The sequence below is a fragment of the Mycobacterium sp. NPDC050551 genome, assembly GCF_040674075.1.
GTDB lineage: Bacteria > Actinomycetota > Actinomycetes > Mycobacteriales > Mycobacteriaceae > Mycobacterium.
Genome location: NZ_JBFARC010000002.1, coordinates 571,585 through 598,501, shown reverse-complemented (window position 1 = coordinate 598,501; position 26,917 = coordinate 571,585). Strand labels below are relative to the sequence as shown.

The 26,917-nt window shown below is 69.4% G+C and carries 25 protein-coding genes; 11 read left to right on the top strand and 14 right to left on the bottom strand.

The window, feature by feature from the left end:
* Positions 1–14 precede the first annotated feature (14 nt).
* Positions 15–2,282 (top strand): ATP-dependent DNA ligase, encoded by a 2,268-nt coding sequence (locus AB0K11_RS09515; protein ID WP_364975157.1) that lies wholly within the window; start codon positions 15–17, stop codon positions 2,280–2,282.
* Positions 2,283–2,367: 85 nt separating this feature from the next.
* On the opposite strand, the gene AB0K11_RS09510 is transcribed toward AB0K11_RS09515, so the two are convergent.
* The 4 genes from AB0K11_RS09510 to AB0K11_RS09495 form a co-directional block, all read right to left on the bottom strand.
* Positions 2,368–2,925, bottom strand: a complete 558-nt coding sequence (locus AB0K11_RS09510) for a hypothetical protein (protein ID WP_364975155.1) — start codon at positions 2,923–2,925, stop codon at positions 2,368–2,370.
* A 140-nt stretch (positions 2,926–3,065) separates the two neighbouring features.
* A complete protein-coding gene (locus AB0K11_RS09505; protein ID WP_364975153.1) occupies positions 3,066–3,869 on the bottom strand; it encodes a hypothetical protein in 804 nt (267 codons plus the stop codon).
* 188 nt (positions 3,870–4,057) lie between these two features.
* The gene (rnhA, locus tag AB0K11_RS09500) at positions 4,058–4,522 is read right to left on the bottom strand and encodes a ribonuclease HI (protein WP_364975151.1); all 465 of its coding nucleotides are present in this window, start codon (positions 4,520–4,522) and stop codon (positions 4,058–4,060) included.
* Positions 4,523–4,556: 34 nt separating this feature from the next.
* The gene (locus AB0K11_RS09495; RefSeq protein ID WP_364975149.1) at positions 4,557–5,186 is read right to left on the bottom strand and encodes a VOC family protein; all 630 of its coding nucleotides are present in this window, start codon (positions 5,184–5,186) and stop codon (positions 4,557–4,559) included.
* Between the two features lie 54 nt (positions 5,187–5,240).
* On the opposite strand from AB0K11_RS09495, the gene AB0K11_RS09490 reads away from it, so the two are divergent.
* Entirely contained in the window at positions 5,241–5,861 is a 621-nt protein-coding gene (locus tag AB0K11_RS09490) for a hypothetical protein (RefSeq protein ID WP_364975146.1), read from the top strand.
* Here the strand turns inward: AB0K11_RS09490 and AB0K11_RS09485 are convergent, their stop codons facing one another.
* On the bottom strand, positions 5,862–7,250 hold the full coding sequence (locus AB0K11_RS09485; protein WP_364975144.1) for an NAD(P)-binding protein: 1,389 nt from the start codon (positions 7,248–7,250) through the stop codon (positions 5,862–5,864).
* A gap of 60 nt (positions 7,251–7,310) precedes the next feature.
* Between AB0K11_RS09485 and AB0K11_RS09480 the strand changes: the two genes are divergently transcribed.
* Complete coding sequence (locus AB0K11_RS09480; RefSeq protein ID WP_364975141.1) at positions 7,311–8,069, top strand: acyl-[acyl-carrier-protein] thioesterase; 759 nt, start codon at positions 7,311–7,313, stop codon at positions 8,067–8,069.
* Positions 8,070–8,184: 115 nt separating this feature from the next.
* Positions 8,185–11,166: a kelch repeat-containing protein gene (locus tag AB0K11_RS09475; RefSeq protein WP_364975139.1), complete on the top strand. Its 2,982-nt coding sequence runs from the start codon at positions 8,185–8,187 to the stop codon at positions 11,164–11,166.
* On the opposite strand, the gene AB0K11_RS09470 is transcribed toward AB0K11_RS09475, so the two are convergent.
* From AB0K11_RS09470 to AB0K11_RS09450, 5 genes are all read right to left on the bottom strand, one after another.
* Positions 11,159–11,767, bottom strand: a complete 609-nt coding sequence (locus AB0K11_RS09470; protein ID WP_364975136.1) for an FHA domain-containing protein — start codon at positions 11,765–11,767, stop codon at positions 11,159–11,161. The genes AB0K11_RS09475 and AB0K11_RS09470 overlap by 8 nt on opposite strands.
* Before the next feature lie 128 nt (positions 11,768–11,895).
* Entirely contained in the window at positions 11,896–12,822 is a 927-nt protein-coding gene (locus AB0K11_RS09465; protein WP_364976721.1) for a hypothetical protein, read from the bottom strand.
* Between the two features lie 207 nt (positions 12,823–13,029).
* On the bottom strand, positions 13,030–13,425 hold the full coding sequence (locus AB0K11_RS09460) for a hypothetical protein (protein WP_364975134.1): 396 nt from the start codon (positions 13,423–13,425) through the stop codon (positions 13,030–13,032).
* Between the two features lie 93 nt (positions 13,426–13,518).
* Entirely contained in the window at positions 13,519–14,280 is a 762-nt protein-coding gene (locus tag AB0K11_RS09455; RefSeq protein WP_364976719.1) for an SDR family oxidoreductase, read from the bottom strand.
* Positions 14,281–14,285: 5 nt separating this feature from the next.
* Positions 14,286–15,491 carry an MFS transporter gene (locus AB0K11_RS09450; protein ID WP_364975132.1) on the bottom strand — a complete coding sequence of 402 codons (1,206 nt, stop codon included), beginning with the start codon at positions 15,489–15,491 and terminating at the stop codon, positions 14,286–14,288.
* A gap of 85 nt (positions 15,492–15,576) precedes the next feature.
* Between AB0K11_RS09450 and AB0K11_RS09445 the strand changes: the two genes are divergently transcribed.
* From AB0K11_RS09445 to AB0K11_RS09430, 4 genes are all read left to right on the top strand, one after another.
* Entirely contained in the window at positions 15,577–16,761 is a 1,185-nt protein-coding gene (locus tag AB0K11_RS09445) for an ROK family transcriptional regulator (RefSeq protein WP_364975129.1), read from the top strand.
* 139 nt (positions 16,762–16,900) lie between these two features.
* Complete coding sequence (locus AB0K11_RS09440; protein ID WP_364975126.1) at positions 16,901–17,896, top strand: helix-turn-helix transcriptional regulator; 996 nt, start codon at positions 16,901–16,903, stop codon at positions 17,894–17,896.
* Positions 17,897–17,963: 67 nt separating this feature from the next.
* Positions 17,964–18,590, top strand: a complete 627-nt coding sequence (locus tag AB0K11_RS09435) for a GAF and ANTAR domain-containing protein (protein WP_364975123.1) — start codon at positions 17,964–17,966, stop codon at positions 18,588–18,590.
* Positions 18,587–18,982 carry a hypothetical protein gene (locus tag AB0K11_RS09430; protein ID WP_364975121.1) on the top strand — a complete coding sequence of 132 codons (396 nt, stop codon included), beginning with the start codon at positions 18,587–18,589 and terminating at the stop codon, positions 18,980–18,982. The genes AB0K11_RS09435 and AB0K11_RS09430 overlap by 4 nt, the downstream gene beginning before the upstream one ends.
* 12 nt (positions 18,983–18,994) lie before the next feature.
* Here AB0K11_RS09430 and AB0K11_RS09425 read toward each other — a convergent pair whose 3' ends face one another.
* The 4 genes from AB0K11_RS09425 to AB0K11_RS09410 are packed head-to-tail and all read right to left on the bottom strand — an operon-like array spanning position 18,995 to position 23,569.
* Positions 18,995–20,872, bottom strand: a complete 1,878-nt coding sequence (locus AB0K11_RS09425) for a CheR family methyltransferase (RefSeq protein WP_364975118.1) — start codon at positions 20,870–20,872, stop codon at positions 18,995–18,997.
* Between the two features lie 24 nt (positions 20,873–20,896).
* Positions 20,897–21,652 (bottom strand): STAS domain-containing protein, encoded by a 756-nt coding sequence (locus AB0K11_RS09420; RefSeq protein WP_364975116.1) that lies wholly within the window; start codon positions 21,650–21,652, stop codon positions 20,897–20,899.
* On the bottom strand, positions 21,642–22,664 hold the full coding sequence (locus AB0K11_RS09415; protein ID WP_364975114.1) for a chemotaxis protein CheB: 1,023 nt from the start codon (positions 22,662–22,664) through the stop codon (positions 21,642–21,644). Before AB0K11_RS09415 ends, AB0K11_RS09420 begins: the two co-directional genes overlap by 11 nt.
* A 38-nt stretch (positions 22,665–22,702) precedes the next feature.
* A complete protein-coding gene (locus AB0K11_RS09410) occupies positions 22,703–23,569 on the bottom strand; it encodes a TIGR03619 family F420-dependent LLM class oxidoreductase (RefSeq protein WP_364975111.1) in 867 nt (288 codons plus the stop codon).
* Between the two features lie 89 nt (positions 23,570–23,658).
* Between AB0K11_RS09410 and AB0K11_RS09405 the strand changes: the two genes are divergently transcribed.
* The 3 genes from AB0K11_RS09405 to AB0K11_RS09395 are packed head-to-tail and all read left to right on the top strand — an operon-like array spanning position 23,659 to position 26,912.
* Positions 23,659–23,928: a DUF4235 domain-containing protein gene (locus tag AB0K11_RS09405; RefSeq protein WP_264010719.1), complete on the top strand. Its 270-nt coding sequence runs from the start codon at positions 23,659–23,661 to the stop codon at positions 23,926–23,928.
* 22 nt (positions 23,929–23,950) lie between these two features.
* Positions 23,951–25,150, top strand: a complete 1,200-nt coding sequence (locus tag AB0K11_RS09400; RefSeq protein WP_364975104.1) for an MFS transporter — start codon at positions 23,951–23,953, stop codon at positions 25,148–25,150.
* Positions 25,125–26,912 carry a thiamine pyrophosphate-requiring protein gene (locus AB0K11_RS09395; RefSeq protein ID WP_364975102.1) on the top strand — a complete coding sequence of 596 codons (1,788 nt, stop codon included), beginning with the start codon at positions 25,125–25,127 and terminating at the stop codon, positions 26,910–26,912. Before AB0K11_RS09400 ends, AB0K11_RS09395 begins: the two co-directional genes overlap by 26 nt.
* Positions 26,913–26,917 lie beyond the last annotated feature (5 nt).

Sequence of the window (26,917 nt, the reverse complement as noted above, 5' to 3'; positions counted from 1 at the left end):
GGTAATACCGTCGTGTGGTGGATCAACTCGGGCGGGTGCGGCTGACCAACCCGGACAAGGTGCTGTACCCGGCGACCGGGACGACCAAGGGTGAGGTCTTCGACTACTACGTGGCCATCGCCGACGCGATGGTCCCGCACATCGCCGGCCGCGCGGTCACCCGCAAGCGGTGGCCGAACGGCGTCGGCGAGCTCGAATTCTTCGAGAAGCAACTCGCCTCGTCGGCACCGGAATGGCTGCACCGCGAGAGCGTCGTGCACAAATCCGGGACGACGACCTACCCGGTGATCGACACCCGCGAGGGGCTGGCGTGGCTTGCCCAGCAGGCGTCGCTCGAGGTGCACGTGCCGCAGTGGCGCTTCGTCGACGGCAAGGTCGGCCCGGCCACCCGCATCGTCTTCGACCTCGACCCCGGCGAGGGGGTGACGTTCCGCCAGCTGTGCCAGGTCGCCCATGAGGTGCGCGACCTGATCACCGACATCGGCCTGACCACGTATCCGCTCACCAGCGGTAGCAAGGGGCTGCACCTGTACGTGCCGCTCGAGGAGCCGATCAGCTCGCGGGGGGCGTCGGTGCTGGCGCGCCGCGTCGCCCAGCAGCTCGAGAAGACGATGCCCAAGCAGGTCACCGCGACGATGACGAAGAGCCTGCGCACCGGCAAGGTGTTCGTCGACTGGAGCCAGAACAGCGCCGCGAAGACGACGATCGCGCCGTACTCGCTGCGCGGCCGCGACGAGCCCACGGTGGCGGCGCCGCGCACCTGGGACGAGATCGACGATCCCGACCTACGGCACCTTCGGTTCGACGAAGTGCTCGAGCGGGTGGAACGCGACGGCGACCTGCTCGCCGAACTCGACGAGAAGGCCCCGCTGGCCGACCGGCTGACGACCTACCGCAGCATGCGTGACCCCGGCAGGACGCCGGAACCCGTGCCCGCCAAGGCGCCCGCGGTCGGCAACAACGACAAGTTCGTCATCCAGGAGCACCACGCCCGACGGTTGCACTACGACTTCCGCCTCGAACGCGACGGCGTCCTCGTCAGCTGGGCGGTGCCGAAGAACCTGCCGGAGACCCCGAGCGTCAACCACCTCGCCGTGCACACCGAGGACCATCCGATGGAGTACCTCACCTTCGCCGGTGAGATCCCGAAGGGTGAGTACGGCGGCGGTGATGTCTACGTCTGGGACACCGGCACCTACGAGACCGAGAAGTTCAACGATCACGCCCCGGACGGGCCCGCCAAGGGCGGCGAGGTGATCGTCACCCTCAAGGGCGAGAAGATCAGCGGCCGTTACGCCCTCATCCAGACCGACGGCAAGAACTGGCTCGCCCACCGGATGAAGGAGCAACAGCAGCCCACCCCGGGCGATCTCGCGCCGATGCTCGCCACCGAGGGGTCGGTGGACAAGCTCAGGGCGAATCAGTGGGCGTTCGAAGGGAAGTGGGACGGCTACCGCCTGCTGGTGGACGCCGACCGCGGCACGCTGACCCTGCGGTCACGGCGGGGCCGCGACGTCACCCGCGAGTACCCGCAACTGACCGCGCTCGGCGCGGACCTCGCCGACCACCATGTCGTCCTCGACGGGGAGGCGGTCGCCCTCGACGAGTCCGGGGTGCCCAGCTTCGGCGAGATGCAGAACCGGGCGCGCTCCACCCGCGTCGAGTTCTGGGCGTTCGACATCCTGGCACTCGACGGCCGGTCGTTGTTGCGCGCCAAGTACTCCGACCGGCGCAAGATCCTCGAGGCGGTGGCCGAGGGCACCGGCCTGGTCGTGCCCGACCGGTTGCCCGGTGACGGCCCGGAGGCGCTGGAGTACGCGCGCAAGCAGCGGTGGGAGGGCGTGGTCGCCAAGAAACTGGAGTCGACGTACCAGGCGGGCAGGCGGTCGTCGTCGTGGATCAAGGACAAGATCTGGTGCACCCAGGAGGTGGTGCTCGGCGGATGGCGCGAAGGCACCGGCGGACGCACCAGTGGGATCGGCGCCCTGATGCTCGGCATCCCTGACGCCGACGGCGCGCTGCAGTTCGTCGGGCGGGTCGGCACCGGCTTCACCGAGAAGGAACTGGCGAAGCTCAAGAAGACACTGACGCCGCTGCAGACCGACGAATCTCCCTTCGCGACAAGGCTTCCGACGCAGGACGCCAAGGGCGTGACGTTCGTGCGGCCGGAGCTGGTGGGGGAGGTGCGCTACAGCGAGCGGACGTCCGACGGCCGGCTGCGACAACCGTCCTGGCGGGGATTGCGGCCGGACAAGACGCCGGACGAGGTCAGGTGGGAATGACCGCCTGTGCCGCGGCGCCTAGCTGCCGGGATGGTCGAACAACACTGCTGAGGTCATCGCAATTCCGTTCTCAGATGTGAAGGAGCTACGCGGTCAGAGCTGAGCGTGCCGTCGCCCAGCGTGCGATGCTCTCGGCGTACCGGGGTGTCTCGATCCGGCAGTGCCGTCCGGACGCGTCCTGGCGAGCGTGCGCAGCCTCGGCGAATGTCTGGCCCTGTTGGGCGATGAACTTCAAGAAGTCCTCGGTGGGGTGCGAGGTCACCGTGTTGGTGTAGCGGCAGCGGTCGCCGTCGAGTTGCTCCATGCGCAGTTCCCAGATGACCTGTGTGGTGGTCCATCCCGACGGGGTGAGAATGTCCGACAGCGACACCATCCTGCAGTAGTGCGGCTGTGCCACGTCGAAGCGGTACTGCTGCACCACCAAACCCGTGCCGATCATCTCGATGTTGATGGACATCGGCGTCCCGTCGTCGTCCACGGTGTAGCCGGCGGCCTTGTGATCACCCGGTGCGCAGCGCTGGTATTCGTGTGTCGGAAGCGTTTTCAACCACTCCGCGATGTCGACGTCATCGAACCGCGCCGTGACGTCGGCGGTGATGACGGCGTGCGAGAGCACGAGGTCGTCGCGAACTGCGGTACTCATGGAGGACTCCTGCCGTAGAAGATTGCTGCGTCGTCTGCCAGCATGGCTTCGCGGAAAGCGGGTCGACAATGAGGCTGCCGTGACCCGGCAGGTAGTGCTACCCCGAACAAGTCTCGGGGTCCCAGCGAGGAGCGAGCGCCCTACGTAGAATCACCGTTGGCATCGCACGGGACGGCGTGACCGTCGTCGATGAGACTCAGGGTCACCCGCATCTCGTCGGGTTGGATGCTGCCCGCCCAATCGGCGTAGGGGTGATCGAGGAACGCCACCACGAGCAACGCCGACGTGACGAGGGCGGACACGAACGCGATGGGAACCGCTTGGACGACGGCGCTCTCCCGGCGGTCGGCCTGGACGCACATGTAGATGAAGATCGCCGACGCACCGATTCCCAACACGATCCACAGCGGCGGCGGCACCGACGGATCGATCTCAGCGGCGCGGGCACGGCGGCCGTCCCTGCGCTGTGCCTGCTGGTCGAACCACTGCGAGTAGGCCGCTTCCTGCTTGGGGTTCGTCGGATCGGTGGCCGCGAAATCGAAGACCATCGCGTCGACCCAGTGCTGCACGGTCTCCGATCGTTCGCCGCGCGCCATCGCGGGCCATTCGTCGTTGACGACCGCACGCGAGTAGCAGATGAGGTCACCGTGCAGGCGTTCCCCCTGGTGCCCTTCGAGCACATCGGCGACGTTGTGCAACTCGGTGACCGCGATCGCCTCCATGCTGCCGCCGTCTCGCGCGCGCTGGTAGTTCTGCAGCGCGTAGAAAATGGTGAAGGCCATCAGCACCGCGAACATGGTGCCGATCACGGTGAGCGCTCCTGCGGCGCGCGTGCTGTCGATGAACCAGCCGGGGTCGGGCGCGCGCCTACGCGCCAGCAGTTTCACGACGACGACGGATGTCACCACGACGATGAGCACCAGAGCCGCCAGCCACGTCAGCATGAGCTGATTCGTATTCGTCCGGTACGCCATGCCTGGTCCATGCTGATCCCATCACCGTCTTCGACGATGATGGCGATCATCGCCTGACGAGTGTGGGGCATGTCTGTTCGTGGCACAACGGGACACTCCGGGGCAATCGGCGCGGTGCTGCGGCTGTGCGATCCTCGCCAGCGCCTTGCGCTGACCGGTCAGGCGAGCAGCGCCGCCCCGTCGATCGCTTCCTGCATGCCCCGGGTCGCCAGCACGTCGGCCAGTTCGTTGTCGGCGACGCCGGAATGTCCCTTCACCCAGAACCACTCGACCTGGTGCCGCGCGCAGGCCGCCTGCAGCCGCTGCCAGAGGTCGACGTTCTTCACGGGTTGCTTCGCGGAAGTCAACCAGCCGTTGCGTTCCCAGCCGAACACCCACTTGGTGATGCCGTTCCGGACGTAGGTGCTGTCGGTGTGCAGATGCACCACCACGGGACGGGTGAGCGCCTCCAGCGCCATGATCGGCGCCGTCAACTCCATCCGGTTGTTGCTCGTCTCGCCGGGCTCGCCGCCGCACATCTCGCGGACGTGCTGGCGCTGGCGCAGCACCGCTCCCCAACCACCGGGTCCGGGGTTCGGTCTGCACCCGCCGTCGGTGTGGATGACGACGACGTCCTCGGTCATGCGCCGAGAATAGGCAAGGGTCGGGTGGTCGACCTCATCGACGCGCCGACATCATGGCCGTCCGGACCGACATGCCGAGGTCGTGATGGCGCAGGGTGGTGATCCGGCGTCCGGGCTGCACCGCGTCCTTGACGGGTCCGGTGCGGTCACCGAAGAACGCGGCGGTCGCGTCGATGTCAGCGACGACGTAGGTGATACCCCACAGGGTGGACGGCCCCTCGTCCGTGGTGTCCGGCGAGCCGACCACCTCGACGATCACCTCGCCGAACCGGAAGAAGATCTGGCGCATCGGACGTCCGCCGAGTTCGGCATCCCGTTGCCGGCGTGGCTCGACTCCGACGGCGCCCAGCGCCGCGACCGTCCGGCGAAGATCGGGCGACAGCAGCACGACGTGGTCGACCGCGACGACGCCGTTCGGGTGAGAGGCCGGTGGCTCGGCGGCGACGTCGGTCCATGTCGTCGGGACGCCGTCGAGGTCGTGGGCCGAGGCGCGGGACGGCAGGCCGCGCAACGACCACCCGACGATCCCGGCGCCGCGAGAACGTCCCACCAGCCGGATGCCGACTCCGCCGACCCGGCAGACGTCCCCCGAGACGCTGAAGCCGGCCCGTGTCCAGACGTCCGGCGGATCGGCGACCTCGAACGACTCGACGGTGACGGTCATGGGTCAACGGTCGCATGCCCTCGGCTTGTCGGTGCCCTCGCCTACCGTCATGCCATGCGAACCGCGGACCTCGTCCCCACGCCCGAACTCGTCGACCAGATGGTGCGGGACAAGCCGCCGGGCTGGGCGTTGGCGGCCTTCGCGTCCGTGATGTTCCAGCGCTGGGCCGCGCTCGAGGAGCGCAAGATCGCCCAGGTGGTCGGGCGGGCCACGCATCCGGCCGGCAGGCTGCGGACGGGCAGCGACGTCGCGCAATTCCTCACCCGGCACCTGCGCGCCGCCGACGACGTCGTCGCGGAGGCAGCGGCCTACCTGCGCGCGCCTCAGTTCGCGGCGGTGTTCGGCGCCGGCCAGGACACCGCCGACCCCGACGGCGTTGTCCGCGCCGCACACCATCTGGGCGACCTCTACGAGCGAATGCTCGAGATCGCGGAGAACTGCCGAAGGCGTTCCGTGGCATGGCAACACGTCGAGCTCCTCGACAGCTGCACGCGGTTCCTGAACCAGCACCTCCAGGACTTCGGCGGCTTGGTCAACGACGTGCTGGAGCGTCACGACGAGATGCAGCGGCAACTGCCGTCGGGCGGCAGCCGCCTCGAACCCGTGCGCCTGCACACCACCACCGACGGCCAGTTGCTCGGGTCGATCCTCGACCAGCTGCACGCGCTCGAATAGTCAGCCCTCGCGCAGCAGCAGCTCGAGCTTGTCGTTGGCGGCCTGCAATGCCTTGGCGATCATGCCGAGCAACCGCTCGCGGCTTCTCGGTCGCGCCAGCATCGGGGTGAGCATCTCGCGCAGCAGGTTCAGTCGTGACGTCGCCAGCCAATCCATCAGTTCGGGCTCCGCGAGCCAGCGCAATTCGTTGTGGTGCTCGGCCAGCGTCATCGCCAGCCAGTCGACGTCGGCGTCCGGATGGGGCACCGGCCGGCACAGCGCATTGTTGGCGGCGTCGTCGGCGCCGCTGAGTTCCAGATGGGCGATCAGGCCGGCGCTGAACACCTGCTGGCAGCCGCGCACACTCTGCAGCACCAGCCGGTCTCCGTCGAAAACGTCCACCGCCGGGCGTTTCTCGAGACCGTCGGCGGTGCAGTCCACGTACAACGCCGAACCGGCGGACGGGACCTCGCCGCCGGTCAGCACGATCGCGGAGGGCTCGATCCGCTCGACGCGTCCCAGCCGGATCACGTCGTCGATGCGGCGCAGCTGGTCGAGCTCGGCGCGAGACACCGTGGCGCAGCGGTACATCGTGGGTCGGACCGCCGGGTCGAGCCGCAGCAGGTTGCCGTTGGCCTCCAGCTGGGCGAACAGGTCGTCGACGGAGTCGGCGTCGGTGATGGACTTCAGCCGCGCCCCGAAGCTCGTCTTGAACCGATCGAGGAAGTCGGCTCCCGGCTGGATGTTCTCGCGGTCGAGCAGCCATGCGTCGCGCGGCATGATCCACCGCAGCCGCTCGGGTGCGACTCCGGCGGCGAGCAGCCACAGGCACGCGTCGATACCCGTCTTGCCTGCACCGACGACGGTGAAGTGGTCGAAACCCTCTGCCAGCGCGGGCAACTCGTTGGGTGGCACGCACGTGACGCCGTCGGCGACGCCGTATGCCGGCGGGCGCATCGACGGCACCACCGTCTGCAGGTACGTCGCGTCGACCGTCCGGCGTCGCACGTCGACGGTCACCTCGTCACCGTCGTGCCCGACGATCCGGTCATCACCGAGGTACTCGCTGTCCGGCAGGTACGACACCCGGCCCGTCGGCAGCAGCACCTTCTCCATCACCTCGTCGAAGTATCCGCACACCTCGTCACCGGTGGCTAGCTCGTGCAGGCCGGCGTTCCACCCGGCATCGTCGACCGCGCCGGAGCCCAGCGGACGGGAGTTGACGCCGTAATAGGCCGACGGCTGGTGCAGGCGGACGAACGGATAGGCGCGCGTCCAGTGCCCACCGGGCGAACTGCCACGGTCGACGATGACGACCCGCGCATCGCTCTCGGCGACCAGGGTGTCGGCGAAGGCCATCCCCATGGCACCGGCGCCGACGACCAGGTAATCGGTCTCGATCGTCCGCATGTCGCCCCCTCGCTCCGCGCGACCCTATCCGAGGTACGGGCATGCGTTACCGTCGGTACCGTGTCGACTGCTCAGCCGGACGCGGCGAGACCGCTGCACGCGTTGCCGGACACCGGCTACGTGTACCGGACGGGGTGGCGGCTGACCACCAGCGACATCGACGAGCACCGGCGAATCCGGCTGGACGGCGTCGCCCGGTACATCCAGGAGGTCGGGGCCGAGCACCTGATCGACTCCGGGTTCGCCGACGTCAATCCACACTGGATCGTTCAGCGCACCGTCATCGATGTCGTCGAACCGATCGAATGGCCGAGCGACATCACCTTCCGGCGGTGGTGTTCGGGCATCTCCAACCGCTGGTGTTCGATGCGGGTGCGGCTCGACGGCGCGGAGGGCGGCCTGGTCGAGACCGAGGGCTTCTGGATCAACATGAACAAGGACACCCAGACGCCGTCACTGATCGACGGCGACCTGTTCGAGCGGTTCGCGTCCACCACGGACGACACCCGGCTGAAGTGGCGGCCATGGTTGCCGGGCCCCGCCGACGCGGAGTCCTCGGTGCCGTTCGCACTGCGGCACACTGACATCGACCACTTCAGGCATGTCAACAACACGGTCTACTGGCATGGCGTGCACGAGGTGCTGGCCCGGTACCCGGACATGACGACCGGTCCGTACCGCGCAGTCGTCGAGTACCGCAAGCCGATTCAGCGCACGGACGACGTCGTCATTCACTGGGGGCGGCGCGAGGGCGAGCTCCGGCTGTGGTTCGTCGTGGACGAGACCGTGCACGCCGCCGCACTGGTCCGCAGCCTGTAGCCCGCGAACGTCCTGCGAGCGCGCCGGTGAGTGATGCGGAATTTCATCTTTTCCGAATGTTTGCTCGGTACCTTCAAGCGAAGGAAATCGGCATGTCACCGGAGGGCGAGACACCATGGCGGGCGGGATAGCGGCCGAGTTGGCGGCCGCCGGCTTCGGGGATGCGAACGAAGTGGGCCGGGGCGGCGGCGGGGTGGTCTACCGCTGCCACCAGAAGTCCCTCGGCCGCAGCGTCGCCATCAAGGTGCTGGCCTCCGATCTCGACGACGACGACCGGGAGCGGTTCCTGCGCGAGGGTTATGCGATGGGAGCCCTGTCCGGGCACCCGAACATCGTGAACATCCTGCAGGTCGGCGTGACCGAGAGCAGTCGGCCGTTCATCGTGATGCCCTACCACTCGCGGGGTTCGCTCGCGGAACGGTTACGCCGGGAGGGCCGCATCGCGTGGCCGGAGGCGCTGCGCATCGGGGTGAAACTGTCCGGGGCGCTGGAGACCGCCCACCGGACCGGGACACTGCACCGTGACATCAAGCCGGCCAACGTGCTCGCCAACGACTACGGCGAACCGCAGCTCAGCGACTTCGGCACCGCCCGCATCACCGGCGGATACAAGACCGTGACCGGTTATTTCACCGGCACCCTGTCCTACACCGCACCCGAGGTGCTCGCAGGCAACCCGCCCACGGTCGCGGCAGACGTGTACTCCCTCGGCGCGACGCTCTACGCGCTGATCGCCGGGACGCCACCGCACGAGCGCAAGGCCGACGAGGACCTGATCGCGCACTACCTGCGCATCACCTCGACGCCGGTGCCGGATCTGCGTCCGCAGGGCATCCCGGCCGACGTCTGCGCGGCCATCGAGAAGGCGATGTCGCGCGAGCCGGGGGACCGGCAGGGATCGGCGGCGGAGTTCGGCCGCGAACTCCAACTGGCACAGGGACACAACGGGTTGACCGCCGATCCGATGGCGCTCAGCGACGCCGGTCCCGCACCGGACCAGGACGACGGCACCCAGGCCCTGCCACTGGTGAGTGACGCCGGCGACCCGTCCGGCGAACCGGACGACGGCCTTCCGCCGCCGGTCCCCAACATGTTCGCGCACACCACCTCGATCAGCGGGTCGAGCCTGCCGTGGCAGGCCGCGCAGATCCCGCCGAAGGTCCCCGAACCCCCGCGGGTGATGGAGTCCGATCCCGGCCCGCCCGCCAAGCGCGACGGCAAGAGGCTGCTGATCGCCGGAGCCGCCATCGTGGCGGTGCTGCTCCTGGTGATCAGCGGCATCGTCATGGTCACCTCGTCGCAGGACGCCGCACCGCCGACGGAGGCCGCGTCGAGCCGTCCGACCGCCGAACCGCCGCCCGTCTGGGAACCGGTCGCCGATGCGCGGGTCGCGCGCGACGCGGTCGCGGCCACCCAGGCCGACGGCACCATCTGGATCTTCGGCGGCGTGGGCGCGGACAACCGCGTCAGCGGCGGCCACGAGGGCTTCGACCCCGCCATCGACAGCTGGAAGGGTGGCGAGGACCTGCCCGTCCCCGTCCAGCACGCGGCGGCGGTCACCTGGCAGCACACTCCGGTGGTGCTCGGCGGCTGGCGCACCGAGGGCGCCGACGAGAGGATCGCCACCAACCGGGTCTGGCGGGTGGTCAACAGCCGCTGGGTGGAGCTCCCGCCGCTGCTGCAACCGCGGGCCGCCGCGGCGGCCGCCGTGGTCGGTGACCGCATCGTCGTCACCGGCGGGGTGGACTCCGGCGGCAGACTGCTGAACACCACCGAGGTCTACGACGGCACCTCCTGGAAGCCGGCTGCCCCCATCCCCACTCCGCGGCAGCTGCTGGGCGCGGCGTCGGACGGCAAGCTGATGTACGCGGTGGGCGGCACCAACGGCACCGCCGACCTGGCGGCGGTCGAGGCCTACGACCCGATCGCCGACAGGTGGTCGGCCATGCCCGATCTTCCGCTGCCGCGCAGTGATTTCGGCGTGGCCGTCACCGACGCCCGGCTGGTGGCGGTCGGCGGCATGTCCCGCGGTCGGGTCCTCGACAGTGTCGCCGCGCTCGACCTCACCACCTCCACGTGGAGCGACCTGCCGGATCTCGGCACCGCGAGGCACGGTTCGGGGGTCGCGGCGGTGGGCAAGACCGTGTACGCGATCAGCGGGTCGACCGGCGCCGGCGACGACCAGGTCACCTCGTCGGCCGAAGCGCTGGAGCTGGCGCCGCGCAGGCCTCAGCCGGCGGCGGCATGGCGGGCGCTGCCGGACGCCCAGACGCCGCGGCTGATGATGGCGTCGACCGTGCTCGACGACGAGATCTGGATCGCAGGCGGCATGCTGGGGCACTCGCAGTCCCTCGACACCGTCGAGAGCTACGACCCGAAAACCGGTGCCTGGCAGAAGCATCCGCCGCTACCGATACCCCTGCACCACGCGACGGCGGCGGCCTTCCGCGGCGAGATGATCGTGATCGGCGGGGCCACCGACACCGTCGCCGAAGCGTCGAACAAGGTCTTCGCGCTGCGCGGCGGCGCGTGGGAGGAACTGCCGAGCCTCGGATTCGCCCGCGCGGCACCGTCGGCGGCCGTCGTCGACGACAAGCTCGTCGTCGTCGGTGGGCAGAACGACAAGCAACTCGTCACGGCGACCGAGGTGTTCGACGGCGAGTCCTGGTCCACGGCGGCCGACCTGCCCACTCCGCGTGAGCATCTCGTGGCGGTGTCGGACGGCACCTACGTCTACACGGTGGGCGGGCGGGCATTGACCGCCGACGAGAACTCCTCGGCGGTCGAGCGCTTCGACCCGGAGGCCGGGACGTGGGAACGGTTGCCGGACATGCCGACTGCCCGCGGCAGTTACGGCGCCGCGCTGGTCGACGGGCGGATCGTGGCCGTCGGTGGCGAGGAACCGACGCGCGTGCTGGCCACCGTCGAGATCTACGACATCGACACCGGAAAGTGGTCCACCGTGGCGCCGATCAACACCCCGGTGCACGGTCAGGTGGTGGCCGCCGTCGGCTCCACCGTGTACTGCATCGGGGGCGCCGACCGGCCCACGCACGAAGGCCCGGTCGCGACCGTCGAGGCGCTCGACTTCACGTAGCGCGCAGCTGCGAGAGGGTGACGGCGCCACGCCGCAGTGCCTCGTTGGCCAGCCGCACCCGCCGGTCACCCTCGGCGGGGACGGCGAACTTGTCGTAGAGATTCTGCAGGTGCTGTTTGACGGCCGCCTCGGAGACGAACAGTTCGCCGGCCATCTTCCGCACCGATGCCGGTTCCGGGAACGGGTCGTCGGAGACCAGTGGCCGGCACAGGACGACGAGCACGTCGACCTCCCGCCTGGTCAGCCGGGGCGGCACCTCGGCGGGCTGGGCCGTGACGGTTTCCTCGTCGAGCGCACCGCCGGAGTCCCTGACCTCCCAGAAGACCAGCTTCGTCTTTCCGATGCGCACCTCGTCCCCGGACCGCAGGACGCGTTCGGCGGTGATCTTCTCGCCGTTGAGGTGGGTCCCGTTGCGGCTGCCGAGGTCCCGGATGGACCAGGCGAACCCGAGGTTCTCCAGGACCGCGTGCAGGCGCGACACGGTGTCGTCGTGCTCGAGCGCCACCACGTTGGTCGACGACTTGCCAAGGGTCACCCGTTGGCCGGTCAGCGGGACGAGCTCCCGACCCGACGGCCGAAGGACTTCCAGGTGCGACGACATGACGATGAGGACCTCCTCTCCCGGCAATCTTCGCCCACGGAGCCGATCCGTGGTCGCAAACACGGCGGACGCGCCACCGCGGGCCGTCGGAGTGGTCCCCGACGACCCGCGGCTCGCCCACCGTCAGATCACGCGCGCGGCGCGCGGTGGGTGGCTCTCCATGCCTGCGGGATCATCCGCTTCACCTTCGCCGACTCCAGGATCGGCGGCCACGGCCATTCGCTGTGTCCGGCGCCGCGCGGCGCTTTCAGGAACGCCAGCCCCAGCACCAGACCGAAGATCAGGTGCCCGATCAGCGTGATGGTGAACGTGGCGGGATTCAGGTCGAACATCATCTCCTCGCCGCGCGGCGCCACGACGACGGTGCCGATCAGTCCGCTCCACAGCGGGAAGACGGACATCGCCACAAAGGCCAGCACCGCGTAGACGCTCTTCCACCGGTCGATGCCCAACGCGAACGCGGCGATGAAGAACGCCACACCCATGCCGCCGCCGTCGCCGATGTAACGCCACACGTAGCCGACCGCGGCACTGCCGTTGGTCTCGGGCTCTCCGGTGACGAACGAACCCATCACGGGGATGAAGTCGCCCATCAGTTTCAAGACGTGCACGGCGAACAACCTCGCCGCGTCATAGACGATGCAGGCGACCATGCCGGCGATCAGGCCACGCCCGACCACCATGTCGATTCGGTGCGGCACGAACGCGATGATCGCGCCGAGCACGGCCAGCAGCGCGATGATGACGATCGACGTCGTGCTCTGGTGGACCAGTCCGAACACCTCGACCGGAATCGCCAGGATCGGCATGGATGCCAGCAACAGCACGAACAGCACCCGGGCGATGGCCCACTTGGTGGGCGGGCTCGGCTTCTTGGCCAGGTCGATGTAGCGCTGCCGGACGGTGTCCGAGACGGTGCCGATGATCTCGACGGGCCGCAGCCGCACGGTCTTGCCGTCGAAGCCGCTGACGGCCTTCGGCAGCGCCTTCATCGGTACGTCAGGGGAGGGGACGTGAGTCGCGAGCGGCTTCACCGGCAGGTCGGCGGTACGCATGCGCACGGTTTCGTCGTATACGGGGCGGCTCGGGCCGGTCGGTGTTGTCGCGAACATCAGACTTCCTTGATTCTGTGCGGTGTACAGCAGGACGTCATCCATCGTCGCGAGGGCGTCCCGCCCGGGTAATCGCCGCCGAGCCAGAATCTCGCGCCGTGGGGGAAGGGTTTGCTGTCCGCCGGGTAAGGGTCGCCGCAGCGCCGGCCGTCAGGTCAGGCGCTGGCGCACCGCGGCGGCGAACCCGTCGCAGTCGGCGACGGTGACGGTGAGGCTGGGATGCCGGAGGCGTCCGGTGGGTTCGATGCCCGGCACCGGCGCCCGAAACTGCAGGCACACCCCGCGGTCGCCGTTGGTCGCGAAGGTGAGGCCGCGGTCGGCGATCGACAGGTGCGCGGCGCCTGCGGTCTTGATGAACTGGTACGGCCCGGTGACTTCGACGTCGGCGATGTTCTCGAGCGCGGTCTCCAACCGCCATGGCCCGAACCGGGCGGTGATGCGGTCCGGGCCGAGGTCGACGCCGCATCGCGAAGGCCAGATGCCGAACGGCAGCGCCGCGATCCGATAGCGGGAGTCGAACCGGAAGTCGAAGGACTGATGTGCCACGGCGACCGCATACCCGCGCGGGCGAGACGGCGCACATGTGAAATCTCTATGAGACGCGTGACCGGCCCCGTGGCGCCCGCGAGAATGGTGCGGTCAGGTGATGGTGACGCCGCCGTCCACGACGATCGTCTGGCCCGTCACGTACCCGCCGGCCGGCGAGGCGAGCCACACCAGCGTGGCGGCCAGCTCCGCCGGGTCACCGACGCGACCGAGGGCGGCCCGTTCGATCACGCTCTCGAGGTAGCCCGGCTTGTACTGGTCGGTCATCTCGGACTTGAAGAAACCCGGCGCGATCGCGTTGACCCGGATGCCCTTGCGCACGCCCCACTGCTGAGCCAGATCCCGGGTGAGTCCGGAGATCGCGGCCTTGCTCGCGCTGTAGGCCGCCTGCGGCAGGCCCGCCGTGGTGATGCCGAGGATGCTCGAGATGTTGACCACCGAGCTGCCTGGCTCCATCACCCGTCCGCAGGCCTGCGCCGCCCAGTAGGAGCCGTTGAGGTTGATGTCCACCACGGCGCGGAACTCGTCGGGCGTCTCGCGGGTGGCGGGCACGGCAGTGCCGACGCCGGCGTTGTTCACCAGCACGTCGACGCGGCCGAACTCACTCATCGCGGCGTCGACCATCGCCTGGCACTGTTCCGGGTCCACCACGTCGGTGGCGACGGTCAGCGCCCGGCGGCCCGCACCGCGCACCAATTCGGCGGTGTCGGCCAGCTTCTCGACCCGGCGGGCGGCGAGCACCACGTCGGCGCCTGCCTCGGCGCACGCCCGGGCGAACGACACCCCGAGGCCGGAGGAGGCGCCGGTGACGATGACGACCTTGTCGTCCAGGCGGAACGCGTCGAGTACGGACATGGGGGTCATTTGATCAAATGTCGGCCCAGCGCCACCGAGAGGGTCAGCACGACGAGCCCCGCGACGGCCATCGCGGCCCCTGCGGCGGCGGGCGCGGTGTACCCGTACCCGGCGGCGATCACCAGCCCGCCGACCCAGGCGCCGGTGGCGTTGGCGATGTTGAGCGCCGAATGGTTCAGCGCCGCGGCCAGGCTCTGCGCGCCGTGCGCGACGTCCATCAGCCGGGTCTGCAGCGCCGGGGCGACCGCCGACCCGGCGGCTCCGACCGCGAACAGCCCGATCAGCGCGGTGACCGGGTGGTGGGCCGCCGCGACGAACAGTGCCAGCACCACGGCGAGCGTTCCGATCGAGGCGTAGAGCGCGCGGACCACCGACCGGTCGGCGGCCCAGCCGCCGACGAAGTTGCCGACCACCATGCCGAGACCGAACATCATCAGCGCCAGCGGGACGAGTTGGCGCGACAGGCCGGCGACGTCGGTCATGGTGGTCGCGACGTAGGTGTAGACGGCGAACATCCCGCCGAAGCCGACCATGCCGATGAGCAGCGCCAGCCAGACCTGGACCCGGCGCAGCGCGCCGAGTTCGGTCTTCGGACTCGTCGCGTGCATCGACCGCAGTGAGGGCAGCCAGAACCACAGCGCCGTCACGGTCAGCGCGCCGATGCCGACGACGAGGGCGAAGGCGGCCCGCCAGCCGAGCCACTGACCCAGCCAGGACGCCATCGGCACACCCAGCACGGTGGCCAGGGTCAGGCCGGTCATCACGTGCGCGACCGCCTTGGCGCGGTTCTTCGGCCCCATCAGGTGGGCGGCGACCAGTGCCGCGATCCCGAAGAACGCCCCGTGCGGCAGGCCCGCGACGAAGCGGGCCGCGATCAGGGTTCCGTAGGTGGGGGCGAGGACGGTGACGAGGTTGCCGACCGTGAACACCGTCATCAGGCCGAGGAGCAGCGTTCTGCGGTTCATCCGGGCGGTCAGCGCGGTGATCAGTGGCGCGCCGACCACCACGCCCAATGCGTAGGCGGAGATGACGTGGCCGGCGGTCGGCTCGCTGATGCCCAGGCTCGCCGCCATGTCGGGCAGCAGGCCCATCGCGACGAACTCGGTGGTGCCGATGCCGAACCCGCCGAGTGCCAGGGCGAACACCGCGAGCCACCGCACGGCCGGGGCGGGTGCGACGACCGAGACAGGCCGATCCAGGGAAACACTCATGCGGCCACGGTAACGAGACTTCTGCCTACTAGCCAACTGAATTAGGCACTTGAAAGACAAAAGTGGTCGAGGTTACGCTGCAACGGTGCCCGCACTGCGACTCTCACCGGCGTCCGCCGGCGAGTTGTATGCGCTGATCAGGGAGCGGCGCGACGTCACGCGCGGCGAACTGGGTCAGCTGACCGGGCTGTCCCGTACTGCGGTGTCGGCCAGAGTGGTCGCGCTCGCCGCGCACGGCCTGGTCGACCAGCGGGAACAGGCACCCTCGACCGGTGGCCGGCCGGCGTCGTTCGTGTCGTTCAACGCCGACGCGGGCGTGGTGTTGTCAGCCGCGATCGGGCGCAGCCGGGTCCGCCTCGCGGTGTGCGACCTGGCGGGCGACATGCTCGCCGTCGGCGACATCGACCAGGACCCGGGATGCCGGCCCGACGACCTGATGCCACTGGTCACCGCCCGCCTCGACGACCTGCTGCGCGAGTCCGGGCGGCGGCGCGACACGGTCTTCGGTGTCGGGCTCAGCCTGCCCGGCAGTATCGACCGGACCCGCGGCGCGAGCCTGGACTCACCGGTGATGACCGGATGGGACGGCATCCCGCTCGCTCCCTACTTCCGCGACCTCACCGCGGCCCCGGTGGTGATCGACAACGACGCCAACGCCATCGCGCTCGCCGAACGCCGCGTCGAGGGCCCGCCGATCGACGACCTGCTGGTGGTGAAGGCGTCGACCGGGCTGGGCGCGGGCATCATCGCCGGTGGTGCGCTCTTGCGGGGCGCTGCGCAGGCGGCGGGGGAGTTCGGCCACAACAAAACGGCAGCGGCAGCGGGCATGCCGTGCCGATGCGGCGACACCGGGTGCCTCGAGGCCGTCGCCGGCGGCTGGGCGCTGGTCGCGGCGATGCGGGCGCAGGGCCGCGACGTCGGGCACCTGCGCGACGTGGTGGATCTGGCGAATGCGGGGGACGCCGAGGCGCGCAGGCTGATCCGCGACAGCGGCCGCCACGTCGGCGAGGTGCTCGCCGGCGCCGTGAACCTGCTCAACCCGGCGGTGCTGGTGGTGGCGGGCGACATGGTGGGCGCCTACGACATCTTCGTCGCGGGCATGCGCGCGACCCTGTACGGCAATGCGACGGCGCTGGCAACGCGGACGCTGCAGGTGGTGCCCTCGACCTACGGTGACCGGTCCGGGGTCATCGGCAGCGCCGCCATGGTGCTCGACCGGGTGCTCAGCCCGTCGGCGATCGATGCCGCGCTGTCCCGGCCGGCAGGTTAGACCACCGTGACGGCGCGCTGGGGAAGTCTGACAAAGGTGTGACATACCGGCCGGGTACGCCGGCACCGGCTAAGGTGGAGCACAAGTCCCGGGGGTTCAGCACCAAGCTCCGAACTGCGTCACCCCTGCCGAGGTGATCATGATCGACAAGCACACGAACATGCACAGCCGGCCGACTCGCTCCAGAGTCGAACTGAGCGATCCGGACGAGGTCGGGCCCTACCTCGACGCGGCCTATCAGGCGCGGATGCGTCTTCATCGCACGGCCGAACGAGCCGGTGAGTCGCCGCTCCTCCGCCACGGGCGGACTGATGCCGGCGCGTTCGTCATCGACGAGATGCGGATGCCGGGCACCGTGGAGGCCAAACCCGACGCGCTGAACCGGGTGATGGTGGTCTGGCCCAGTGCCGGCCGGGTGACCGGGCACTGCGACGGCGTCGTCGGCGCGGCGGACGCGGGCGACCTCGCACTGATGTCTCAACCCGCTCTGCCGTACGACGCACTCTCCGAGGACCTCACCGCGACGGTGCTGCTGCTGGATCCCGCCCTCGTCGTCGGAGCGGCCCACGGCAAGCTTCAGTCCGTCCGGTCCCGTTCGCTGCGCTTCGAGCAGTTCACCCCGGTCAACGCGGCCGCCGCCAAGATGTGGCAAGACACCGTGACCTACATCCGGGACAGCGTGCTCGCCGACGACGCGAAGGCGACGCCGCTGGTGCTGGGCCACGCCGGTCGACTGCTCGGCGCGGTGACACTGTCCACCTTCCCGGGAATCGTGCCGGACGACTCGCCGGCGCACGACCGGACCGACGCCACGCCGCTGCTACTGCGTCGTGCCATCGCCTACATCGAGGAGAACGCGACCAACGACATCGCGCTCAACGACATCGCATTGGCCGTGCACGTCTCGCCGCGGGCGGTGCAGTACATGTTCCGAAGGCACCTGGAGACGACGCCGCTGCAATTCCTGCGGCGCATCCGCCTGGCCCAGGCGCATCGCGACCTGATCACCGCCGACCGCAAACGCGACACCGTGACCGCGATCGCCGCGAAGTGGGGCTTCGCCCACACCGGCCGGTTCGCGGTGATGTACCGCGAGGCGTACGGCCGCAGCCCGCATGCCACGCTGCGCGACTGACGCATCCGCCGGACGGGGCCTGGATTCGGCGTAGCGTTGGGCTGACTCACCAACGGAACGGATCGCCGTGTCGGCAGCATCCCAGGAAAAGATCGCGCAGCAGCTCGCCGAGGTGACCCGCGAGCTGGGTCGAATCTCGGGTGCCGACGCAGCCGCCGTGCTGCACGATCTGGCCGCGGGCGCGGTCGAATCATTGCCTGATGCGACATACGCGGGCATCACCGAAGCCCACCGCGACGGCAAGGTGCGCAATGTCGCCGGTACCCATTCGGTCGCGACGCTGCTCGACCAGATCCAGCAGCAGCATCGGCAGGGGCCCTGCCTGGCGGCTGCGTGGGAGAACCACACGGTCCGGGTCGACGACCTCGCCCGCGAGACCCGATGGCCGGACTACTGCCGAGAGGTGTTGGCGCAGAGCGATGTGCGCTCGGTGTTGTCCTTCGAGCTCTTCACCGGGCCCAAGTTGTCCGGCGCCCTCAACTTCTACGCCGTCGAACCGAACGCGTTCACGCCGCAGGGCGTCGAGATCGGGCTGATCTTCGCCACGCACACGGCGAAAGGCATCATCATGGAGCGCTTCGACGTCGACGCCGCGCATGCGTTCGATCTGCTCAAGCGGCTGTCCCAGGACACCAACACGCCGCTGGTCGAGGTCGCCGGGCAACTCGTCGCCAGAAATCATCCGGTCCGATGACACCCGAGTCGGACCCCGACGCCGAATCGCCGATCGCCCGCGGCCGGGCCGCCGCCGCCCGTGCCGACGAATTGCGCAAGCGCGGCGACCAACTCGCCCACGGCGTGACGTCTTCCGCGAAATCGGTCGAACAGGCTCGCCGCCGTGCCGAACAGGCGCTCGCCCGAGCCGTCGAGGCGCACAAGGCGTCCGCAGGCCGGCACGCGGAGGCGGGTGAGTCGCACCGCCGCGCGGCGGCGGCGCACGAGCAGGCCGCCGTCAGCGCCGGTGAGGCCGACATCAACGCTCACCAGGATGCGGCGGCCCGCCACCGGGAGGCCGCAGAGCATCACGACGCCGCAGCGGCAGAGCAGACCAAACTCGAGGGCGAGGACTTCCGCAGGCTGAGTTAGGCGCCTACACGCTCAGCCCTGAGCCTCCATCAGCAGCAGGGCACCGTTGACGGCGCCACTTTCGACGAAGGCCCGGCAGGTGACCCGTAGCGAGATGGTGCGACCACGTCGGTTCATCGCTTCGATGACGGTCTCCTCGGTGGCGTCGGGTTCGACGAACGCCCGCCCGATCAGGGGCTTCACCTCGGCCATCGGCAGGCCGATGTCCAGACCACCGAGCGGCGCGCCGATCGCCTCGTCCGACCGGATGCCCCAGAGGTCCTCGCAGCCGCGGTTCCACACCACGACCCGCATCTCCCGGTCCACCACGACGACTCCCAGATGGATCGAGGTGAGCAGTGAGCCGAGGAAGGACCTCGCCTGGTCGAGTTCGATGCCGCGCTCGCGCAGCGCGTCGTTGATGGTGTGCAGTTCGTCGTTGGTGGACTGCAGCTCCTCGTTCATCGTCTCGAGCTCTTCGTTGGTGGACTGCAGCTCTTCGTTGGTGGTCTCGAGTTCCTCGATGGTGGACTGCAGCTCTTCGTTGGTGGTCTCGAGTTCCTCGTTGGTGGATTGCAGCTCTTCGTAGGCGGATTCGAGTTGCCTGCTGCCCTCGGTGACCTTGTCCAGCAGTCCGCGCGTGGTGGTGACGTCGAAGAAGGCGATGGACACCCCGACCGCCGTGTTGTCGGTATCGAGCAGCGGATTGACGTGCACCTCGTACCAGGTGGTGGCCGATCCGGCACGCTGCCACTGGACGTCCTGGATGATCGCCGACCGGCGCTCCGCCTTGGCCTGCTCCAAGTAGTTCCGGAGCTCGATGGGCCGGTAGGACACCTCGAGGTCGCGCAGCAACCGGCCCACGTCGCGAAGCGTCAGGCCGAAGATCCGCTCGGCCTGCTCGTTGATCATCGCGACGGTGTCGTCACCGGTCACCACGATCTGCGGAACGGGGCCGGTGCGAAACGCCATGTCGCGCAACGGATCCAACCCGGACAGATCGCCCTGGCGGGCCCTGGGCTTGTTCGGGTTGTACCGCTCCAGATTGGTGTGCGAGCCGGGCGCCTTGCGGAAGACCCGGCTGTCCATGTCCATCGCGGTGAACCGGTCGGTGTGGCTCAGCAGCATCTCGGCGTGCCCGAGGAAGATCACGCCCTGGGGCGCGAGCGCGAAATGCAGCCTGTCGAGCACGGTCTTCTGCGTCTCGGCGTTGAGATACATCAGCGTGTTCCGGCAGCTGAGCAGGTCGACACGGGAGATCGGCGCGTCCTTGACCAGGTCGTTGCGTCCGAAGATCACCCCGCGGCGGAGATCCTTGCGGAAGCCGAACCGGCCGTTGCTGGCCTCGAAGTACTGCTCCCGCAACGCTTTCGGCACCGCCTCGAGGTCCTTCTCGGAGTAGTAGCCGGCCCGCGCCGCGGCGAGGGCGTTCTCATCGACGTCGGTGGCGTAGATCTTCACCCGGCGCCGAAAGGCCTCCGGTCCGATGGCTTCGGCCAGCAGGATGGCCAGGCTGTAGGCCTCTTCGCCCGACGCGCACCCGGCGCTCCACAGCCGGATGGGGTCGTTGGGTCCGCGATCGGCGAGCAGGGTCGGGATCACGTGGTCGCGGACGAAGTCCCACGCCGACGGGTCGCGGAAGAAGGCGGTGACGTTGATGAGGATGGTGTTGAACAGCGCCGCGAACTCGTCGGCGCTGGCCTGCAGCACGTCGAGGTACTCCTCGAAGGTCTGGTAGCCGGCCTGGTCCATCCGGTGCCGCACCCGCCGCATCAGCGACGTCCGCTTGTAGCCGGTGAAGTCGAAGCCCCGGGAATCGCGCAGGAAGCGCAGCAGGGCCTCGAATGCCTCGTCTATGTCGCCGTTAACGGTGATGTCCCCGCTGTCCGATTCGTACCGTGCGCCGACCATACGCCGCGCACCGAACGCTACGCGCTACAACCGGTTCTCCGAGCCCACCACCGCCCACACCGTCTTGCCCGTCGGCGTCGGCGCCGTTCCCCACATGCGGGACAGCGCGGCGACCACCTGAAGGCCGGACGGGCCGGGGTCGGCCGCCGGGTCCTCGCGGAGGCCGGGCGGGACGTGGCTGGCATCGGCGACCGCCACGGTGACCGCGGTGCCGTCGGTCTCCACCCGCAGGTCGGCCGGGCCGTCGGTGTGTGCGAGCACGTTCTCGATCAGAACCGTGACCACCACCTTGGCGACCGGCACCAGATCCTGATGCGACCACGCGGTCAGCCACAGCGCCACGAGGTCGCGTGATCGCCGCAGGCTCGACACATCGGCGGGGAGCTCGGTGCGGGCGCGACGCCGGTACGGCCTGGCCGGACCGGACAACGCCTGCAGCGCCTCGTCGACGGTCGGATACACCGGGACATAGCGCGCGACCCCGTTTTTTACGACGGCATCCCGGGAGTCGGCGTGCTCGCAGACCAGTGCGATCGGCACCTCCGGCCAGCGCTGAACGTGCCAGCGGGCACTGGTGAACACGGCAAGCGCGGTCTGCGCGGGCACATCCAGGTGCGCGATGTCCACGATCACGGCGCGCGGTTCGTCCAGGGCGGCCTTGATGATGCTGTCGCGCAGTGGCAGATAGGTAGTGGTATCCAGCACGCCGTCGGGGGTGAGCACCGTCGCCTCGGCCACCGAAGTGGTGGCCACTGTCAGCTCGCCCGGGTCAGCCGTCACCCTGTCCTCCCGACGATGGGGTCACGGCGGCGAGTCGTTGCCCCAGCACCGTCGCCGCGTGCTCGGACTCGTCTGCCACATCGGAATAGCGCTGGCCCAGCCTGCCCGGGCCGACGTTGTCGGCCAGTTTCCGCGCCATCCGAGCCTTCTCCTGCAGGCTCCGCAGGGCGATCCACAACGCGTTGTCGATCTCGTCGTCGCGCGCGGCGAGCAGTGTCTCGGCCGACCAGGCGTGACCGACGCGGCAGCGAAAGCCGGTCTCGCTCACCGTCATCAGGGAGCCGTTGCAGTCCGGGCAGGTGTACCCCGACGGCGGGCCGAGGGCCTCGGAGTCGATGGACATGTCGAATCTGCTGCCCATCGCGATGCGGTTCTCGAGTTCCATGCCGATGTCGGGTTCCATCTCGCGTTCCTCGGTCTCTCGGTCGGCCAGCGTGGCCAGCAGCGCACCGATGTCGGCGGCTGGCGCCTGGTGATGGACAACGCCGGCGTTGATGGCGTTGCGCGGCATCGCCGGGAACGCCGCGTCGTCGGGATCCTGGACGACGGTGGTCCCACCCCTGGAATGAATGGCGGCCAGCCCCAGCACGCCGTCGTCGAGCACGCCGGACATCTGCACTCCGAACGACTGCGGCCCGAACGCCAGGGCGACTGAGCGGAACAGGGCGTTGATCGCCGGGCGATGGCCGTTCTCCGTCGGGCCCTCCGAGAGTCTCACGTGATGGCCGACCACGAGGAGGTGGTGGCCGGGGACGGCGACGGTGATCTGGCCCGGTCGCATGTGTGCGCCGTCGGTGGCCGCGACGGCGGGCAGGGGTCCGGCGCGGTCGATGATCCTGGGCAGCACGCTGGGTGAGGTCGGGGGAAGGTGCAGCGTCATCACGACCGCGTACGGGAGGTCGGCGGGGAGGCCGGCGGCCAGCGTGGTCAACGCCTCCACCCCACCGGCGGACGCGCCGACGGCCACCACGCCCCGAAGGGCGCCGTTGCGTTGCTCGTCCATACCGGCCATCTATGGGCGGTTACCCAACCGGCGCCATCGCAACCGGATCAGAGCTTGGCGATCACGTTCTCCGCGAACCACTCCAGATTGCGGATCTTCGCGTCGAGCGGCTCGGTGTCCGGTCCCTTGATGTAGGGGATGCGGAAGCCGACGATGACGTCGGTGACGCCCTTGTCCTCCAGGCGTTTGACGCCGTCGGCGCTGAACCCGTCGATGGAGATGACGTGGATCTGGAACGGGCCGTCGCGGCCCTCCTCCTCCCGCAGCTGCTGGATGCGCGTGATCAGCCCGTCGAGTTCCTCCGGGTCACCGCCGCCGTGCATCCAGCCGTCGTTGCGGGCGGCGCGCTTGAGCGCCGCCTCGGCGTGCCCGCCGATCAGGATCGGGATCGGCTCGCTCGGGGCGGGGGTCATCTTGGTCTTCGGGATGTCGTAGAACTCGCCGTGGTACTCGAAGTACTCGCCGGTGGTGAGGCCGCGGATGACGTCGATGCACTCGTCCATCCGCTTGCCGCGGCGGGCGAACGGCACACCCATGATCTCGTAGTCCTCCTTCCACGGGCTGGTGCCGACGCCGAGGCCGAGCCGGTTGCCGAACAGCGCGGCCAGCGAGCCCGCCTGCTTGGCCACCAGGGCCGGCGGGCGGATCGGCAGCTTCAGCACGAAGATGTTGAAGTGCAGCCGCGTGGTCACCGCAGACAGCGCACCGATCAGCGCGAAGGACTCGATGAAGGCCTTGCCGTCGAGGAATGTGCGGTCGCCGTCGGGGGTGTAGGGATAGGTCGAGTCCGACTCGTACGGGTAGGCGATGCTGTCCGGGATGGTCATGGCGTGGTAGCCCGCCTCGTCGGCCGCCTTCGCCAGGGGAATGTAGAACGTCGGGTCGGTCATGGCCTCGGCGTAGGTGAACCGCACGTCGTCTCCTCGTTGTCGGGTGTCCCCCGAATACTAGAACGTGTTCTAGTTCGAGGTTTGGCTTTGGCTCACCCGGGAACTTCGTCAGCGTGAGCGCCGCCAAAACGATGTACAAGCCGTTAGCCCTTGCCAGCAGCATCGTCGGAGGTCTGCTGGCCGGGAAGATCTTCACCGAGATCTGGCAGCGGGCGAACCCGTCCGGCCAGGAGCCGCCGGAACCGATGGATCTGCAGAGCTCCGCGAAGGAGATCTTCATCGCCGCCGCCGTGCAGGGTATGATCGTCGGCCTGGTCCGTGCGTCCCTGGCACGCGCCCAGGCCAAGGGGTTTCACGCGCTGACGAACGAGAATCCCAGCTGAGCCGTCGGGCATCATGACCTAGGTGCACACGCCCCGGCGCCCGGGTTGGCTCACCCGCAACGTCCGGGTGCTCTCTGCGGTGTCGTTCCTGCAGGACTGCGCCAGTGAACTGCTCTACCCGCTGCTGCCGATCTACCTCACCTCGGTGCTGGGGGCACCCGTCGCGGTGGTCGGTGCCGTCGAGGGTGCCGCCGAGGGCGCCGCGTCGCTGACCAAGCTGGCGGCAGGCCCGCTGGGGGACCGGTTCGCCCGCAGGCCGCTCATCGCGACCGGGTACGGCGTGGCCGCGCTCGGCAAGGTGATCGTGGCCGCCGCGGGTGCGTGGCCCGGTGTGCTGACCGGGCGGGTGGTCGACAGGCTCGGTAAGGGATTGCGCGGTGCGCCGCGCGACGCACTGCTGGTGGTGGACGTCGACGTCACCGCGCGCGGCCGGGTGTTCGGCTTTCACCGGGCGATGGACACCCTCGGCGCGGTGGTGGGACCGCTGCTCGGGCTCGCCGGATACCACCTGCTCGACGAACAGATCGCCCCGCTGCTGTGGGTGGCGGTCGTGCCGGCCGTGCTGAGCGTCGCGCTGGTGTTCCTCGTCCGGGAGAAGCGCCGCGTCGCGCCGCGGCCGCACCGGCAGCCGTTGTTCTCCCGCGTTCGCGACCTGCCGCGGCGGTACTGGCGCGTCACCGCACTGCTGGTGGTCTTCGGCCTGGTGAACTTTCCGGACGCGCTGTTGCTGTTGCGGCTCAACGAGATCGGCTTCTCGGTGCCCGAGGTGATCCTGGCCTATGTCGCCTACAACCTGGTGTATGCGGTGGCGAGCTTCCCGGCCGGGCTGCTCGCCGACCGGATCGGGCGGCCCGCGGTGTTCGGTGTCGGGTTGGTGTTCTTCGCGATCGGCTACGCCGGCCTGGGTCTGACCACCGACCCGGTGCTGGCGTGGCTGCTGGTCGGCGCGTACGGACTGTTCACCGGCTGCACCGACGGCGTCGGCAAGGCCTGGATCTCGTCGCTGGTCGGTGACGACGTGCAGTCCAGCGCGCAGGGCCTGTTTCAGGGCCTGAGCGGATTCGCCGTCCTGACGGCGGGATTGTGGGCCGGGTTCGCCTGGGGCACCGACGGAACGGTGCCGCTGCTCGTCTCGGGCGCCGTCGGCGCAGTGCTCGCGGTGGTGTTGATCACGGCCGCCGGGGTAAGCCGACGGCATGGCATCGGAGCAGACAGTCGCTGACGCGCTCGTGGCGCGACTGCGGGACTGGGAAATCACCCGCGTATTCGGCTATGCGGGGGACGGCATCAACACACTGCTCGGCGCGCTGCAGCGCTCCGGTGAGCCGGAGTTCGTCGCCACCCGGCACGAGGAGATGGCGGCATTCATGGCGTGCGGACACGCCAAGTACACCGGTCACGTCGGCGTCTGCACCGCCACTCAGGGACCTGGCGCCATCCACCTGCTGGCCGGCCTGTACGACGCCAAGCTCGATCGCAGGCCGGTGGTGGCGATCGTCGGGCAGGTGGTCAGCACCGCGCTCGGCAGCGGCTATCTGCAGGAGGTGGATCTGCACGCGCTGTTCAAGGACGTCTGCGCGCAGTACGTGCAGACGGTGTTCGCCCCCGAGCAGGCGTTGATGGCCCTCGACAACGCGATGCGCACCGCGCTGGCGACGTCGACGCCGACGTGTCTGATCGTCCCGCACGACGTGCAGCAGGCGGCGATGCCCGACCAGCTCGAACACAGTCACGGTGTGGTGCCGTCGGCCGCCGTCGCGGCCAGGCCGCAGGTGCGCGCACCCGAAGAACAGTTGCGGGCGGCCGCGGAGGTGCTGAACGCGGGGGAGCGGATCGCCCTGCTGGTGGGCCGGGGCGGCGCGGGCGCGGCCGACGAGATCGCCGCCGTCACCGACGTTCTGGGCGCGGGCGTCACCGTGTCGCTGCTCGGCAAGCCGGTGCTCGACGAGTCGGCGCCCTGGCACACCGGCGTGATGGGCCATCTGGGCACCACGGCGAGCGCGCACCTGATGGCTGAGTGCGACACACTGCTGATCGTCGGCTGCAACGACCCCTGGACGGAGTTCTACCCCGCACCCGGGCAGGCCCGCGCGGTGCAGATCGACGTCGAGGCGCGCGTCGTGGGTGCCAAGTATCCCGTCGAGGCGCCGGTGATCGGCGATGCGGCACATGTCCTTTCGGCCCTGCTGCCCATGCTCACCCGCAAGGACGACCGCGACTGGCAGCGCCGCGTACACGACTGGGTGCGGCACTGGACGGAGATCGCGGCCGACCGCCGCGGCGTGGTGGGAACGGACGCCAACCCCGAGGCCGTGGTGGGCGCGCTGTCGGAGGTGCTGCCCGATGATGCACGGGTGGCCGTCGACGTCGGGTCGTCGACGTACTGGTACGCCAGACATCTGCGGCTGCCCCGCGGCGTGCCCGCCCACGTGTCGAGCTACCTGGCGTCGATGGGATGCGCACTGCCCTACGGCATCGCCGCGAAACTCGACGCACCCGACCGGCCCGTTGTGGCGCTGGTCGGCGACGGCGCCATGCAGATGAGCGGACTGCTCGAACTCATCACCCTCGCCGACCGGTGGCGGGAGTGGTCCGACCCACGATTCGTCGTGCTGGTGCTGCACAACCGCGACCTGACAGAGGTCTCCTGGGAGCAGCGCGAGATGGAGGGCAACCCCAGATTCCCGGCCTCTCAGAATGTTCCGATGTTTCCCTACGCTGCATACGCCGAGCTGCTCGGACTGGGCAGCGCCCGGATCACCGAATCCGGTCAGGCCGCAGAGGCCTGGGAGCGGGCGCTGAGCGCCGACCGGCCGTTCGTCATCGAGGCGATGGTCGACGCCGCGACGCCGCTGCTGCCCCCACTGATGCCCGACGAGAAGACGGACAAGGTCGTCGATGCGCTGAGCCGCGAGGACAACGGCGGAACCGCGAGCGATCGGGTCGGCGCTCAGGTCGCCGCCGAGCGCGGTGGGCCGTCGTAACCCGC